We start from the raw sequence: 12,734 nt of genomic DNA on the forward strand, positions 1-12,734 counted from the left end.
TAGATTTCCGCAGATTAACGCGGATTTTACTTTATTCTTCTCTATGTTTAGTGTTTTCACAGATTAACGATCACCCAATATGAATGTGTTTTTTGACCGGTTGTCTTTGATGACTATAGGCTGGTTACCGTTGGAATTTCTCCCACACATCTAACACATACGGCACACTGTAATCTTTGTATGCTTCTGTATGCTTTAACTTCTCCAATCCGTCTTTCAACCGTTGCAACTCAGCTGCTGGAAAATTCCCACTTTTAATAGAGCTGATGATTGCCTCCATCATATCTTGACAAACATAGTCAGGGCTGTACATATCATCGAAATAGTTGTAATGCTCGTCTTCCACAAAGTGGTAAGTGAGGCTTTCGAGAACTTCGAGTAGGATGGTTACGGCTTTGGCATAGTTGCCTTGGATTAGCAATTCACGAACCACCTCCCGATAAGGTGAAAGCAGTCGTGCTATGGTATCGCAATCTTCATCTATGTTGCGTTCGCTGAATATGGCTTCGATTTTATTCTTTCCGTTTGTCATACATGTATGTTTTGAAAACGTTATCTATATCTATTTTTTAGGGATATATACTTCATCGGCAGTTGCAGTATATATTCATCAGCAGTTGCAGTATATATTCATCAGCAGTTGCAGTATATATTCATCAGCAGTTGCAGTATATATTCATCAGCAGTTGCAGTATATATTCATCAGCGGTTGCAGTATATATTCAACTGCCGATGCAGTATATATTCATTTTTCGGGTGTACTATCCTGTATGTTCTGTTCTGCCTGCTGCGCGTTCGGAGCGATGAGGTTCTGGCCGCCGTTGATGATGCAGACAAACTGGGGGTCTTCCCGTTCGTGGAGCTTGTCTATCTCATCGTGGTACTCCTTGGGCATTATCCAGCGGAGAAGGCACTTCACGTGCGAGAGGTCGGCGTTGCGGTTTGCATTCAGGTATTCCTGAGCGGCGGCTATCTGCCTGAGATAAGGTATCTCAAAATGCTCTTCCCGGATGGATTCGATGACTGCTTCCGCTATTTTCTTTATGAACGCGCTTTTTTTCATTAGCCAAGAGTTTCAAGTGAAATGCCGGAAATGCGTAAAGTTTCCCGGTGACTTGTCCTCTTGGAATGAGTATCGGGTTCATGACAGGGCGGTCTTTTCAGACAGGTTCAGGGACGTTTCTTGGGACGGTTCATCCATGCGTCGTTGATGCGGGCACGGATGTTGTCGATGGTCTTGCCTTTTTCAAGCTTGGACGCGAAAGGCAGCAGGAGGCTGATGAAGCGTTCCTTTACCATTTCTTCGGGGAAGAGCCTGGGCTCTTGTTCCACCATCTCCACCACGACACGTGCCAGCTCGGTAGCCGACCGGCACTCGCCGATGAGGGAAAGATAGCGTCCGAGGTTCTCCTTATTTATATATAGGGCAAGCTTCTGCGCTTCGGGAGGTTCCGTTTCCTGAGCGGACTTGTCGGGAAGCGGATGCTCCGGGAAGTAGCTGCCGTAGAAATTCTGCACGGCTTCCGTAGCGTTGGGGAGGATCTGGTTGTTTCCTCCGTTTATGGTGATATGCACATCTGACATGTGGTATGTTAGGTACTAGGTGACTAGGTACTAGGTAACTAGGTTTTAGTACCAGGGACTAGGTTTTAATAATAGGGACTAGGTAACTAGGTAACTAGATAACTAGGTTTTAGTACCAGGGACTAGGTTACAGGTACTAGGTAACTAGGTTTTAAATACATTCAGTAAAACTATTCAGAACCTTGTCAACTAGTACCTTGTCAACTAGTCAACTGTATTCAGCTATTCAGAACCTTGTCAACTAGTACCTTGTCAACTAGTCAACTGAATAAAACCTTGTCAACTAGTCAACTGTATTCAGAATAAATGATTTATCAATGGTTTGTCAACGCTTGTCAACCGAATTGATTTCGCCTTTCCGGTGCCGTATCTTTGCATTGTCAGAACGATGAAGCGCGCAACATCTGGTGAGTTTTTTAGTTCTTAAGTTCTTGAGTTTTTGAATTGCAAACTTAAAAACTAACAAACTTAGAAACTTACAAACTGACACTTAAGTTTAACCATTAAAAAACAGTTTAAAGTATGATTAATTACTCTACCTATTTATGGAGAAACCCGTTGGACGAAGAAGCAACTGAAATGGCATACGCCAAAAACCAAGTAACCAAAACGATGACTTTTGACGAGTTCGTGAAACACATCGCCGATCACAACGGGGTGTTTACCCGCGGTACGGTGAAAGGCGTGGTGAGTGACACGTGTGCCTGCCTGGTCGAAATGCTGCTGAACGGCTGCAAAGTGCAGTTCGGTGAACTGGGCACCTTTGGTATTTCCCTCACTTGTGAACCTGCTGTTTCGATGGAAGAATTTACTGCATCCAACATCAAGACGGTAAATATCGTGTTTACTCCCGGTGAGGACTTCGAAAACCTGCGCTCGCGTGCCGAATTTGCTCCGGTAGCAAGCCGCCTGGCACAGAAGGCTACGCTGAAGGCTGAAAAGTCGGGCGAAGCTACTGTGGACTTGGAAGCGGCGAAACGGAAGACTGCTTCTGTTCCGGAAGAACCCGGCGTGTGATTCTTTCCTTTCCCAGGTCTTTCTGAAACGCGGATTTCCGCAGATTAACGCGGATTCTTTAATTTAGAAGCTGTTTTGAATTTATCGTGCGATGATTTGGGATGAGTTTTTGAGGCATTTTCGCTTCTGTGATGAGGAAGATAGCGGGCTATCTGACGAAGAACAGGAGCGGAAAGGACCAAAAAATCGCCCAAAGCACACACGAAAACGAACACATCAAGCCAAGAAAAACTTTTTGGAGAAATTCAAAACAGCTTCTTAACCTTGCAGGGCGGATAACGAATCTGCCCTGCAACAATAAATTGCCATGCGATTATTCATCCTTATTATTCATTTAACCACTAAACGTATGAAAACAAACTGGAAAAACATTTTGCTTTACATCGTCAAGTTCATTGAGTTGTTGATAACCGGTGCTGCCGGAGGAGCTATAGCCAGTATGTAGAAGTTGACAAGGTATCAGTTGACAAGGGAACAAGGTTCTGAATAGTTCATCTAAAACCTCGTCAACTTGTCAACTGGTTAACTCGTTACCTAAATATACACTTATGAGAACCATTACACTGATTATCGTGCACTGTTCTGCCAATAGGGCAGGCAGTGCCCTTCGGATGGCAGACATCGACAGCTACCACCGCTCGCTGGGCTGGATAGGCTGCGGTTACCATTACGTCATTCCCACGGACGGGACTATTGAACCGGGCAGGCCCGAAGAAATGGTCGGGGCACATTGCAAGAACCATAACCGGCATTCGATTGGAGTCTGTTACATCGGCGGACTGTCTAAGGACGGAAAGCCTGCTGACACCCGAACGGATGCCCAACGCATTGCCTTGCGTACCCTGCTGGAACGGCTTCGCCGGAGATATCCCGACGCCCTGATTGTGGGACATAGGGACTTGGACCCGCAAAAGGCCTGTCCGTGTTTCAATGCCGCAAGTGAGTATGCTGATTTACAGCCTCATTGACGCTAATTGTTTCTGCTAAATGATGACAGCCGACACGGTTTTCACCGGTAAACGTTGCTAAAACGGCTTGAGCCGTGAAAGCTGCCATCGTTGTATCATTTTAATAACCTTGTCAACTCGTTTCCTTGTCAACTTGTCAACTTCACAAAATGTCGCTTATGCTTACGCTCTTCGTCATGCTCTCCCATGAATGCCTTGCGACTGTCAGGTTCAGCGGATAACCGAGTTCCATCATCTCGCCCAGCTTCTTCAGATTGTAATTGATGCGGTGCAGGAGGCTGTCATACTGTCTCCATTGTTCGCGCGGGTCTTTTGCCGTGATGATGGGGAAGAGGAGGAGCGTGCCTTTCTGCCTGTAGCGGTCCGCTATCTCCTGCAGTGCCGGTTCCCAGGGAATGGAGATTTCCTTGCCGGTGACGTGCTGGCGATAGGTGAGCTGTCCGTTCTTGATATTTTTTCTCGTCAACCGGAAGATGTCATCGCTCCTCATGCCACGGGCATAGACTGTGAACAGGAAGATGTCGCGGGCGAAGACGGTCATCTCTGATTCACCGCTCAGGTCAAGGTCGCGCAGACGTTTCACTTCATCAAGCGTCAGTCCGTTTCGCTCTTTCTTGACACGGTAACTTACGTCCATGCCCTCAAAGGGATTGCTGTCGGCAGCAAGACCGTCGTTTACGGCAAGTTTATAGACCCGCTTCAAATTCCGGATATAGAGGGAAATGGTATTGCGTCCCAACTCCTGGTTCTTCAGCCACGTGTGGTAGTTGCGCATCAGCAGGGCGTCGAAGTCCTTGAAAGGCACTTCATTCTTGCCCAGATAGGTGATGAACTTCCTAAGATACTTTTTCAGTTTTATTGCCGCGTCATACCGCCCCTCGTCCCGCAGTTTCTCAACGCGGGAGTTGGCGTAGGCGATGAAGCCGAAACCTTCCAGCCCCTCAGCCCCTCTCCAACTCTCCCCATGAGGGGAGAGGGTTAAAGTTGCTGTCTGTACATTCTCCTTATTGTTGTTATCCACTTTCTACTATGATTTTTGTCTGTCTGTTACGTCCTTTAACTCCTAACGGAGCAAAGCGGAGTGATAACTCCTTTTAACTCCTTTAACTCCTTAAAAATATTAATTGTGCAGCCACACCGTCCGCAGGTACCTGCGCCATATGGCAAGGTGGTTGGTGGTGTTGATTTCCTTGCAGATGCGGACGCAGGTCTGTATCAGCTTGTCCTTTGCCGCATCCTTTTCCTGTGCTGAAGACCGGATAGCAAAGACATTCAACGTGTTTTCACCGACCTTAAAGTCCTGTACGGCTTTTACGGCTGAATCCGCGTCCGTCAATACCTTATATAATGTAGGGGCATAGTTGCGGAAGGACTCGATGAGCTTTTCCCCTTCCGCATTTGCCGTGCCGTCAGGAACGGCCTCCACCGTTCCCGCAACCAATTTCTCATTGGCTTTGCCTGCAGTCAGGAAATATTCCTGAAGGAAACCGTCCCAGTTGGCGAAGTAAGTAGATTCTTCCTTGTCTTTATCCTCCATCATGCCGATGTGGGCATAATAGGTAGTGGTGATTGTTTCGTCCTTTTGCAGGCTGGGCAGGTAGGCTTCTTCCTTTATGTCAACCTTGCGGATGATTTCCGTAAAATCCTTATGGTGGAATTCCACCCCGGTTTTGCCTTCTTCCATTTCCACACCCGCTGTCGGGGTAAGGAACGGGCGCAACGCCAGCTTGCTCCAGTTGGCTTTCACATACCCCGGATTGTCATGTTCGTAACGCACGAGGTTGATGACGAGTTCCGCCTCCGTGCCGGTCATCCGTGCCAGACGTTGGCTCAAAGCGATGTCGCCATGTGCATGAAGTTCCTTGCAGAGCGATACCAGCGACGGCTTGACGACAAGACGGTCAATGATACCGTAAAGCATCTGGAGCGTGCGTTCTCCATAGCCGCAAGCCTGCAGGATTCCGGCAAGCAGGTCCACGGCACGTCCTTTCTCCGTTCCGACGGAGAGCCTGTCTCCCTCCATGTTGTGCAGGCGGACTACGTGCAAGTCCCATGCCTTGGGGCAGGAAACCGTGAGCCAACTGCCCGGTTCAAATCCCTGTACCTGAAACACCAGCCGTTTTCCGTGGCGGAAACGGCAGATATAGCCCTCACAGCCCGCGAGCGGACCGTCAACCACACGTACTATCTCGTTCGGTTCGCCCGTTTTCGTGTTGAAGGCATAGTCCGAGTAAGGACGTTCCAGCACAATCACCTTGTCGGCATAGTTCTCGTTGTAGTCACGGAAAGCGCGCATCTGGGATTCGGGAATGACACACATCCGTGTCCTTTCTCCTTTTTCCTTTTTACGTTCGTACTGTATGTCCGCATCCTTGGAGTGCTCTTTCATGAAACTCATCAGCGCATTCTGCGTGGCGAGTACGAACACGATGCCCGCAAACAGCGGTTTCTGCCTGTCGTCGCTGTCCTGATGCACATTCACCGTAGTGTGGGTCGGCGCATAGATCTCCAGGATGTTCTTGGTCTGTGCCTTTTGCTTTTCCAAAAGCTCCACCAGCTTACCCTCCTGATGGCGTTTGGTGCGCACCACATACCAACGGTAATCCACATGGTTAAGTTTGTCGGGCATAAGTTTTATTATTAGGAGTTAGAAGCTGTTTTGAATTTCTCCAAAAAGTTTTTCTTGGCTTGATGTATCTGTTTTCGTGTGTGCTTTGGGCGATTTTTTGGTCCTTTTCGCTCCTGTTCTTCGTCAGATAGCCCGCTATCTTCCTCATCACAGAAGCGAAAATGCCTCAAAAACTCATCCCAAATCAGCGCACGATAAATTCAAAACAGCTTCTTAAAGGAGTTAGAAGAAGTTATCGCCCGCTGTAGCGGACTGAGGAGTTAGAAGTCAATACCATAAATTGTCAATCGTTAATTATCAATTGTCAATTGAAAAGTGCGTTCTTCATGTTCCTCTCATGTCAATCGCATGATAGTTCCCAAGCACCTTATTTCAGGTATAACGGCGGTATTCTGGACGAACCTCAGCAGCAATGATCCACCGTTGTTATGTGACGAGAAGAACAAAGCGCGATGCGCTTTAACATTTTTGCTTCCATATCACAAGTGTTTAGTTCTCAATCTATTAAGTCTATTCTACACCCACCGCTTTACCATTGCTTTATAATATGAAACGGCGAATTTTTGCAACCGATTGATTATCAGTATATAATTTTGCACCAAGTCCAATTTTAGTCAAACAACGGCTGTATTTGTTCGACTAAAATTGTAATCTTTAAAAAAAATCCGGTGATAAATGGTTCTGTATTAAATCTTTTTATTACCTTTGCGGCATACTTACCGCTTCATATTATACAGTTCCGAAATTTGTCGAACATTCCCGGTTTTCATTCTCGCATGATTTTGCCTATCATTTTCCGGTTGGCTTTCACCACGTCCTCCGTGTCGATGGAGGAAAGATAGATTTGTGTGGTCTTCAGGTTTTCGTGGCCCAGCCCCTTGCTGATGACGGACAGGCTGGTGCCCATGTCACGCATCGCGCTGGCCCAGGTATGCCTCCCCGTATATGTCGTCAGGGATGTACGCAATCCGGCCATCGCGCCGATTTTCTTCAGGTAGTAGTTCACCTTATGCTCCATCCGCTCGTACTGCCGCCGTTCCGTGCCGTCCGTTTTAGTGATAATGGGTAAGAGATACGGACTGCCTTTCGTCAGGTGGATGTAGTTGTCCACAATGTCCTGCATGACGGATTCCCAACCGACGGTCAGCTCCTGTCCGGTCTTCTTGCGGCTGTAGTGCAGCTGCCCGTTTCGGATGTCGTCTTTCTTCAGGTAGGCAAGGTCCACGAACGAGATGCCCTGCAGGTAAACGCTCAGCATGAACAGGTCACGTGCGAAGGCGACGACGGAGTCCTCGGGCAGACGGAGCAGCCTGATGGCACGCAGTGAACTTAACGGTATGGCTCGTTTGGCGGTCTTGGCGAACCCTGTGAACACGTGGCGGAAAATGTTTTTGTCGGTTGTCAGTCCGGCTTCGACGGCCTTGCGGTAGAGGGTGCGCAAGGTGCGCAGGTAGCATGACGAGGAGTTGCGCTTCATGCCCCGTCCTTTCAGCAGTTTTCCTCCATGGGGTTTTCCTCCATGCCGTAGTGGAGGATTGACAAAATAGGCAGAAGATTTGATGCATGCGCAAAGCAAGTTAGGACATGAAGTTGTTGCATTATATCCGAGTGGAATATCTAGGCTCGCGTCATCAACCAACAGTTGAAAGAACTGGAAAGTACGGCATGATTGGCGAAGACTATCTATCCCGGACTTCTACCCCATGTGGAATATTCCATCACGGAAGACGGGCGAAGCCTTATGCCCATTGTCCGGATGCTGGAACAATGGGGAAATGGCTTCCGCCCGAAGATGATACGGATATTGAAAGAAGAAGGTGACAAATTTTAATCTTGTACACTTATTCGTGTATCTTCTAAGAAGCTGTTTTGAATTTATCGTGCGATGATTTGGGATGAGTTTTTGAGGCATTTTCGCTTCTGTGATGAGGAAGATAGCGGGCTATCTGACGAAGAACAGAAGCGGAAAGGACCAAAAAATCGCCCAAAGCACACACGAAAACGAACACATCAAGCCAAGAAAAACTTTTTGGAGAAATTCAAAACAGCTTCTAAGTCCCTATTTCTTTTTACGTATCCATGCTTTACTTTCCGAAGTTAGCCAGCCACTTTACCGACTCGGGGGCATAGTGCGAGAAGAACAGGCTTTCGCCCTTGTCCAGCTTGCCGATGGTCGCCATGTCTTCGGCGGAAAGGAAGAAGTCGAATACATCGAGGTTCTGCTCCATGCGCTCCTTGTGCGTGGACTTCGGGATGACTACCACGTCTCGCTGGATGAGGAAGCGCAGGGCGGTTTGTGCCACGGACTTGCCGTATTTCTCGCCGATGGCTTTCAGCACGGGATTGGTGAAGAAGTCGTTGCGTCCTTCGGCGAATGGTCCCCACGACATGATTTGCGTGCCGTACTCCTTCATGATTTCCTGCGGCTGGCGTTGTTGGTTGAACACATGCGTTTCCACTTGGTTCACCATCGGCTTGATGTCGCAGAATTCCGCCAAGTCGATGAAACGGTCGGGGTAGAAGTTCGATACGCCGATGGCACGGAGCTTGCCTGCCTTGTACGCTTCTTCCATGGCGCGGTAAGTGCCGTAGTAGTCGTTGAAGGGCTGGTGGATGAGCAGCAGGTCGATGTAGTCGGTTTGCAGCTTGCGGAGGGATTCGTCGATAGAAGCCTTTGCCTTCTCATACCCGGCGTTGGATATCCACACCTTTGTCACAAGAAACAGTTCCTCGCGCGGAATACCGCTTTTCTTCACCGCACGGCCCACGCCTTCCTCATTAGCGTATGCCTGCGCCGTGTCCACCATACGATAACCCACGCTCAAGGCATCCGACACGCAGCGTTCACACTCTTCAGGAGTTACCTGATATACACCATAACCTAAAATCGGCATTTCTACGCCGTTTGATAATTTGACTGTTTGCATAACTTGTTGTTTTTATGGGGTTATTATTATTTGATGTCTTATTTGTCTGTTCTCTTCCATTTGTTCCCAAATGCACTCTGTTCCGTCTCCATGATACCGCGATGTCCGTGAATGGTGCAGGCATCAAGGGCAGCTTCCAGCGCACGGAACTCTTCATCGGTCAGTTCCACATCGGCAGCACCGAGGTTTTCCAAGATACGCTCCTGATTCTTAGAACCGGGGATAGGCACCACGTTGGGATATTTGTGGAGCATCCATGCAAGGGAAATCTGTGCGTTGGTGGCGTGCTTCTTCGCCGAGTATTCGGCAAGGATATCAAGCACGGGCTGGTTGGCGATGATGTTCTCACGGCTCAGTTGCGGAACGAATTTGCGCACATCGTCCACCGCCTCAAACTGCGTATCCGCCTTAATCTTGCCGGAAAGGAAACCGCTGGCTATCGGTGAGAAAGGCACTACGCCGATGTTGTGCTCCAAGCAGTACGGGAATATATCCTTCTCGCAATCGCGCTCCAGCATGGAATAGAGGTTCTGCACGGCGGCAACGGGAGTCACGGCATGTGCCTTTGCCAATATATTCACATCCACCTGCGACATACCCCAAGCTCGGATAACGCCCTCTTTGATGAGCCGCCCCATTGCAGCGGCTATTTCCTCAAACGAAACGTGTTCATTGACGCGATGCAGGTAGTAGAGGTCGATGTAGTCCGTCTGCAAGTTCTTCATCGATTGCTCCAAATGCTTGCACGTGGCATCGTAGATACTTGTACCGTCCGCAATCTCCGATTCGTGGAGGAACATCTTGGTGGCAAGCACGATGTCCTTGCGGAACGGGGCGACAGCCTTGCCCACCAACAATTCGTTGTGTCCGGGAAAGAAAACCACGTCACCATACACCTCCGCCGTGTCGAAGAAGGTGCAGCCCGCCTCGTATGCCTTGCGGATAGCCTCGATACTGTATGCCTCTTCGGGCACTTGTCCGTAGCCGTGGGAAAATCCCATGCAGCCCATACCAATCTCGGATACTTCGAGATTGCCAATCATTCTTTTCTTCATGTTCTGTTGTTTTAATTGTGTATTTTCAATGTTCCGATAAACTTGGTTGTCTGCAAGTCCATGTCGTCATAGATAGGACTTTTGCCTGTGTCCAGCGTGGCGATACTTTGCATTTCCTCGTCCGTCAGCGTGAAGTCGAAGATGTTGAAGTTCTCCACCATGCGCTCCTTGCGCACTGTCTTAGGGATAATGACCACGTTCCGCTGATTTAGCCAACGCAAGATGACTTGCCCCACGGTCTTGCCGTGGTGTTCAGCAATCGCCTTCAGTAAAGGATTATGGAAGATGTCGTTCTGCCCTTCGGCGAACGGCGCCCATGCCTCATGCTGGATGCCTTCCCGCTGCAAGAAAGCGTTGGCTTCCTTTTGTTGGAAGAAAGGATGCGTTTCCAACTGATTGACGGCAGGCTTTACCTCGTTGTGCAGGAAAAGGTCTTGTAGACGCTCGTTGCTGAAGCTCGTCACGCCAATGGCACGGATGCGTCCCTCTTTGTACAAGCGTTCGGCGGCACGCCATGCGGCATAGTAGTTCCCGTAGGGTTTGTGCAGCAGGTATAGGTCGAGATAGTCCAGCCCCAACAGCTTCATCGAACGGTCGAAAGCACGCAGGGCATCATCATACTCGTAATCCTGCACCCACAGCTTGGTGGTCACGAAAATATCCTCCTGTTTCAATCCACTCCGACGAATGGCATTGCCCACCTGCTCTTCATTGAAATAGGAAGCTGCCGTATCTATCATCCGATAACCAGTTTCCAATGCTTCGCTCACGATGCGTTCCGTGTCTTCGACCGGAACTTGGAAAACGCCGAACCCTATTGCCGGCATCTTTACTCCGTTGTTTAATGTTACTGTTTGCATAATTCGTTGTTTTTATGGGGTTATTATTATTTTGATGTCTTCCTGTTATTCGTTTTTCAAGTTATTCTTGTTTTTGTCTCCGATAGCACTTCTCCTGACGGATTGGCGTTGTCAGAGATAACGGCGGAAAATGTTTAGAAAGATAAGTCCGGATGTTATCCGACATCAGTTCCGGACTTATCCGACCTCATGTCCGGGGTGAGTTTACATACCGTTTTGCTTCAACCATTCCTTTATCAGCCTGTCCGATGAAGCCGCAGCACTTCCACGGATGGCAAGCCCGTCTTTCACTTCCGTGCCGGGGCAGACTTTTCGGATATCATCCACGCTATGACCCAGTCCGCTGCCCTCATGGGTACAGAACGGAAGTATCTTCTTCCCGGTGAAGTCGTATGCTTCCAAGAAAGTAAACACGCACATCGGCATTGTGCCCCACCAGTTGGGATAGCCGAGAATAATCGTGTCGTATTGTTTCATGTTTTCGACTTGTCCTGTCAGCGCGGGGCGTTCTTTGCTTTGGAGTTCCTGCATGGCGACCTCTGTCATTTCCGTATAGCCTGCCGGGTATGCCTTCGTGGTTTCTATCCGGAAACTGTCTGCACCGGTCAGTGCGGCTATCTTGCCCGCCACGCATTCGGTGTTGCCCTGTTGCAGCTTCTTGATAACGCCGCCGACATAGTTCTCGCCCCGGCGTGAATAATAAACTATCAGTGTTCTACTCATTGTCCTTTTCGTTTCTGATTACGGTGCAAAGTTACGCCGCTTTTACACGCTCTATGTTTCACAAAAGGTATCTAATGTTTCACGAAAAGCACAAATCGTTTGGCGCTCTCCGGATAATGCCCTAATTTTGCGGCATGGCAAAGGATAAAGAACTGAAAATCGTATATTCCACCCTGTTCCAACTGATAGGGTCGGTCAAGCTGCGGGGTTGGTGCGTGCACATGGTGTGCCTGCAAGGGGAAGGCTTCTTTACTTACGACGGCCGCCCGTTTCATGTGAAGAAGCATGACGCTGTGGTCATCAATGCACCCCAGCAAGTGCATGTAGTCGGTCAGAGTGAAGATTTGAAAGTGGAAGTCTTGGCAGCCCCGCATGATTTCCTCTCCAACCAGCTTCCGGCGAATAATTATGGTATAGGAGGCAGTATCAGCCTGTACGACAACCCTGTCATCCCCTTGTCGGAAGAGGATGCAGAGACGTTGGTGCGCGACATACACCATATCCGCGACCGCATCGCCGATACCGGCCATCTGTTTTACCGCGAGCTGATAGGCGGGCTGGCCCTTCCGCTGATTTATGACCTGTTCTATTTCCACGCCAAGAACCGTACCCCGATATTTGCCACGGACAGGAGCATGTATGTCGTGAAGGAACTGATGGCGTTGCTGGAAAGCGGACGCAGCAAGAAATACCGGGAAGTCGCTTATTACGCCGAACAACTGAACGTGACCGTCAAGTACCTCTCCAATACCGTAAAGCGGCAGACGGGCAAGAGCGTCACCTATTACATCGACCGTTACACCGTCCCGATGATAAAGGAATATCTCAACAATCCCGACCTTTCCATCGTGCAGATAGCGGAGGAAATGAACTTCACGACGCTCTCTTATTTCAGCCGGTACGTGACCAAACACCTGGGCATGTCGCCGAAGGCTTACCGGGAATCATTGATGCCGCGGTAAACATGGATG

At 48.9% G+C, this 12,734-nt stretch carries 17 protein-coding genes; 6 read left to right on the forward strand and 11 right to left on the reverse strand.

The window, feature by feature from the left end; translation table 11 throughout:
* Positions 1-124: 124 nt before the first annotated feature.
* The 3 genes from B5G04_RS16280 to B5G04_RS16290 all read right to left on the reverse strand — a co-directional run bounded on the left by B5G04_RS16280 (position 125) and on the right by B5G04_RS16290 (position 1,584).
* Positions 125-532, reverse strand: coding sequence for a hypothetical protein (locus B5G04_RS16280; protein WP_087398060.1), 408 nt, complete (start codon positions 530-532; stop codon positions 125-127).
* Positions 533-745: 213 nt separating this feature from the next.
* Positions 746-1,063 (reverse strand): hypothetical protein, encoded by a 318-nt coding sequence (locus B5G04_RS16285; RefSeq protein ID WP_013616155.1) that lies wholly within the window; start codon positions 1,061-1,063, stop codon positions 746-748.
* A gap of 107 nt (positions 1,064-1,170) precedes the next feature.
* A complete protein-coding gene (locus B5G04_RS16290; RefSeq protein ID WP_087398061.1) occupies positions 1,171-1,584 on the reverse strand; it encodes a hypothetical protein in 414 nt (137 codons plus the stop codon).
* A 522-nt stretch (positions 1,585-2,106) separates the two neighbouring features.
* Here B5G04_RS16290 and B5G04_RS16295 point away from each other — a divergent pair.
* From B5G04_RS16295 to B5G04_RS16305, 3 genes are all read left to right on the forward strand, one after another.
* A complete protein-coding gene (locus B5G04_RS16295) occupies positions 2,107-2,601 on the forward strand; it encodes an HU family DNA-binding protein (protein WP_022039714.1) in 495 nt (164 codons plus the stop codon).
* A 91-nt stretch (positions 2,602-2,692) separates the two neighbouring features.
* A complete protein-coding gene (locus B5G04_RS20015; RefSeq protein ID WP_158098149.1) occupies positions 2,693-2,863 on the forward strand; it encodes a hypothetical protein in 171 nt (56 codons plus the stop codon).
* A gap of 286 nt (positions 2,864-3,149) precedes the next feature.
* Positions 3,150-3,569 carry an N-acetylmuramoyl-L-alanine amidase gene (locus B5G04_RS16305; protein ID WP_087398062.1) on the forward strand — a complete coding sequence of 140 codons (420 nt, stop codon included), beginning with the start codon at positions 3,150-3,152 and terminating at the stop codon, positions 3,567-3,569.
* 142 nt (positions 3,570-3,711) lie between these two features.
* Here the strand turns inward: B5G04_RS16305 and B5G04_RS16310 are convergent, their stop codons facing one another.
* From B5G04_RS16310 to B5G04_RS16320, 4 genes are all read right to left on the reverse strand, one after another.
* On the reverse strand, positions 3,712-4,590 hold the full coding sequence (locus B5G04_RS16310) for a site-specific integrase (protein WP_087398063.1): 879 nt from the start codon (positions 4,588-4,590) through the stop codon (positions 3,712-3,714).
* A gap of 99 nt (positions 4,591-4,689) precedes the next feature.
* Positions 4,690-6,198 carry a transcription termination/antitermination NusG family protein gene (locus B5G04_RS16315; RefSeq protein ID WP_087398064.1) on the reverse strand — a complete coding sequence of 503 codons (1,509 nt, stop codon included), beginning with the start codon at positions 6,196-6,198 and terminating at the stop codon, positions 4,690-4,692.
* Positions 6,199-6,209: 11 nt separating this feature from the next.
* Positions 6,210-6,368 (reverse strand): hypothetical protein, encoded by a 159-nt coding sequence (locus B5G04_RS20020; RefSeq protein ID WP_158100126.1) that lies wholly within the window; start codon positions 6,366-6,368, stop codon positions 6,210-6,212.
* Positions 6,369-6,964: 596 nt separating this feature from the next.
* Positions 6,965-7,675: a tyrosine-type recombinase/integrase gene (locus tag B5G04_RS16320; protein ID WP_239414127.1), complete on the reverse strand. Its 711-nt coding sequence runs from the start codon at positions 7,673-7,675 to the stop codon at positions 6,965-6,967.
* 192 nt (positions 7,676-7,867) lie between these two features.
* On the opposite strand from B5G04_RS16320, the gene B5G04_RS16325 reads away from it, so the two are divergent.
* Together B5G04_RS16325 and B5G04_RS19460 are read left to right on the forward strand one after the other, a co-directional pair.
* Complete coding sequence (locus B5G04_RS16325; RefSeq protein WP_239414128.1) at positions 7,868-8,029, forward strand: winged helix-turn-helix transcriptional regulator; 162 nt, start codon at positions 7,868-7,870, stop codon at positions 8,027-8,029.
* 54 nt (positions 8,030-8,083) lie between these two features.
* Positions 8,084-8,299: a hypothetical protein gene (locus B5G04_RS19460; protein WP_143270477.1), complete on the forward strand. Its 216-nt coding sequence runs from the start codon at positions 8,084-8,086 to the stop codon at positions 8,297-8,299.
* Here the strand turns inward: B5G04_RS19460 and B5G04_RS16330 are convergent.
* From B5G04_RS16330 to B5G04_RS16345, 4 genes are all read right to left on the reverse strand, one after another.
* Complete coding sequence (locus B5G04_RS16330) at positions 8,283-9,125, reverse strand: aldo/keto reductase (protein WP_087398065.1); 843 nt, start codon at positions 9,123-9,125, stop codon at positions 8,283-8,285. The two genes, B5G04_RS19460 and B5G04_RS16330, sit on opposite strands and share 17 nt — an antisense overlap.
* A gap of 38 nt (positions 9,126-9,163) precedes the next feature.
* Positions 9,164-10,180, reverse strand: a complete 1,017-nt coding sequence (locus B5G04_RS16335) for an aldo/keto reductase (RefSeq protein WP_087398066.1) — start codon at positions 10,178-10,180, stop codon at positions 9,164-9,166.
* 11 nt (positions 10,181-10,191) lie between these two features.
* Positions 10,192-11,040 (reverse strand): aldo/keto reductase, encoded by an 849-nt coding sequence (locus tag B5G04_RS16340; protein ID WP_087212557.1) that lies wholly within the window; start codon positions 11,038-11,040, stop codon positions 10,192-10,194.
* 204 nt (positions 11,041-11,244) lie between these two features.
* On the reverse strand, positions 11,245-11,763 hold the full coding sequence (locus B5G04_RS16345) for a flavodoxin (protein ID WP_087398067.1): 519 nt from the start codon (positions 11,761-11,763) through the stop codon (positions 11,245-11,247).
* Between the two features lie 134 nt (positions 11,764-11,897).
* On the opposite strand from B5G04_RS16345, the gene B5G04_RS16350 reads away from it, so the two are divergent.
* Complete coding sequence (locus B5G04_RS16350; RefSeq protein WP_087398068.1) at positions 11,898-12,725, forward strand: helix-turn-helix domain-containing protein; 828 nt, start codon at positions 11,898-11,900, stop codon at positions 12,723-12,725.
* Positions 12,726-12,734 lie beyond the last annotated feature (9 nt).

This window comes from Bacteroides sp. An51A (genome assembly GCF_002161565.1).
Classification (GTDB): domain Bacteria; phylum Bacteroidota; class Bacteroidia; order Bacteroidales; family Bacteroidaceae; genus Phocaeicola; species Phocaeicola intestinalis.

Excerpts from the sequence above, each read along its gene's own strand:
- B5G04_RS16280 (WP_087398060.1), bottom strand. The coding sequence starts at position 532 with ATGACAAACGGAAAGAATAAAATCGAAGCCATATTCAGCGAACGCAAC.
- B5G04_RS16285 (WP_013616155.1), bottom strand. The coding sequence starts at position 1,063 with ATGAAAAAAAGCGCGTTCATAAAGAAAATAGCGGAAGCAGTCATCGAA.
- B5G04_RS16290 (WP_087398061.1), bottom strand. The coding sequence starts at position 1,584 with ATGTCAGATGTGCATATCACCATAAACGGAGGAAACAACCAGATCCTC.
- B5G04_RS16295 (WP_022039714.1), top strand. The coding sequence starts at position 2,107 with ATGATTAATTACTCTACCTATTTATGGAGAAACCCGTTGGACGAAGAA.
- B5G04_RS20015 (WP_158098149.1), top strand. The coding sequence starts at position 2,693 with ATGATTTGGGATGAGTTTTTGAGGCATTTTCGCTTCTGTGATGAGGAA.
- B5G04_RS16305 (WP_087398062.1), top strand. The coding sequence starts at position 3,150 with ATGAGAACCATTACACTGATTATCGTGCACTGTTCTGCCAATAGGGCA.
- B5G04_RS16315 (WP_087398064.1), bottom strand. The coding sequence starts at position 6,198 with ATGCCCGACAAACTTAACCATGTGGATTACCGTTGGTATGTGGTGCGC.
- B5G04_RS16320 (WP_239414127.1), bottom strand. The coding sequence starts at position 7,675 with ATGAAGCGCAACTCCTCGTCATGCTACCTGCGCACCTTGCGCACCCTC.
- B5G04_RS19460 (WP_143270477.1), top strand. The coding sequence starts at position 8,084 with ATGATTTGGGATGAGTTTTTGAGGCATTTTCGCTTCTGTGATGAGGAA.
- B5G04_RS16330 (WP_087398065.1), bottom strand. The coding sequence starts at position 9,125 with ATGCAAACAGTCAAATTATCAAACGGCGTAGAAATGCCGATTTTAGGT.
- B5G04_RS16335 (WP_087398066.1), bottom strand. The coding sequence starts at position 10,180 with ATGAAGAAAAGAATGATTGGCAATCTCGAAGTATCCGAGATTGGTATG.
- B5G04_RS16340 (WP_087212557.1), bottom strand. The coding sequence starts at position 11,040 with ATGCAAACAGTAACATTAAACAACGGAGTAAAGATGCCGGCAATAGGG.
- B5G04_RS16345 (WP_087398067.1), bottom strand. The coding sequence starts at position 11,763 with ATGAGTAGAACACTGATAGTTTATTATTCACGCCGGGGCGAGAACTAT.
- B5G04_RS16350 (WP_087398068.1), top strand. The coding sequence starts at position 11,898 with ATGGCAAAGGATAAAGAACTGAAAATCGTATATTCCACCCTGTTCCAA.